This is a genomic window from Micromonospora sp. CPCC 206061 (assembly GCF_036906915.1).
In the GTDB taxonomy this organism is placed as follows: Bacteria; Actinomycetota; Actinomycetes; order Mycobacteriales; family Micromonosporaceae; genus Phytohabitans.
The window spans coordinates 1-1,022 of sequence record NZ_JBAKHX010000216.1 but is presented as its reverse complement, the minus strand read 5'-3'; the positions used below and the strand labels follow the sequence as shown (position 1 = coordinate 1,022).

Genomic DNA, 1,022 nt, shown 5'->3' with positions numbered 1-1,022 from the left:
GTTGGTTGTAGTGCGCGAGGTACTCGCGCACTACGGCGAGCAGATGTCGGGTGTTGTAGATCAGAATCCGGTCCAGGCACTCGCGCCGGACCGTGCGCACCCAGCGCTCCGCGAAGGCGTTCGCCCGGGGCGCCTGCGGGGGATGAGGAGCACCTCGACACCGTCGGCGTGGAACACGGCGTCGAACATGCCGGTGTACTTGGCGTCGCGATCCCGGATCAGGAATCGGAACCGGTTGGCTCGCTCCCCCAGGTCCAGCACCAGGTTGCGCGCCGCCTGGGCCACCCACTGCCCGCTCGGGTTGGTCGTGGCGCCTAGCAGGTGGACCCGCCGGGTGGCCATCTCCATCAGGAACAGCACATAGATGCGAGTCAGGCCGATCGTATCCACGTGCAGGAAGTCGCAGCACAGCAGGCCCTTGGCCTGCGCGGTGAGGAACTCGGTCCAGGTCGGGCCGGCCCGTCGCGGTGCCGGTCCGACACCGGCCTTGAACAGGATGGCCCAGATCGTACTCGGCGCGATCCGGTAGCCCAGGCCGGCCAGCTCGCCCTGGATGCGCCGACATCCCCAAGTCGGGTTGTCCCGGGCCAGCCGCAGCACCAACTCCCGCACCTCGGCCGTGACCGGTGGGCGGCCCGGCCGTCGCGGCGCGAACGTCCACCGGCGCGCGATCAGGTTGCGGTGCCAGCGCAACAGCGTGGCCGGGGTGACGAAGAACGCCGCCCACCGCGCCCGCGGCAGCAGCCTCGACAACCCAGCCAATACCACCCGGTCTACGGGATCCAGATCCAGGCGACGCACCTGCCGACGTAGCACCGCGACCTGGTGCCGCAGCACGAGCACCTCGACCGCGTTGGCGCGCTCACCGCGCGCCAACACGATGATCAGCTGCAGTACCTTACGCAGGATCACGTACCCGAAGGACAGGACCATGACCGGCAGCATGCCGCCAGAATCGATCCCGCGGCGGACAAAGCCGCACGTCAGCGTCCGCGGCCGAATTTCCGAACGGTACAGGGTGC

1 protein-coding gene and 1 pseudogene are annotated in these 1,022 nt (G+C 69.0%); both read right to left on the bottom strand.

The window, feature by feature from the left end:
* Nucleotides 1-100: pseudogene (locus V6V89_RS41465) on the bottom strand (integrase core domain-containing protein); the annotation flags it as partial.
* Nucleotides 61-1,022 (bottom strand): helix-turn-helix domain-containing protein (locus V6V89_RS41460; protein ID WP_334625230.1); only part of this gene is annotated, 962 nt, incomplete at its 5' end. The gene V6V89_RS41460 and the pseudogene V6V89_RS41465, both read right to left, overlap by 40 nt.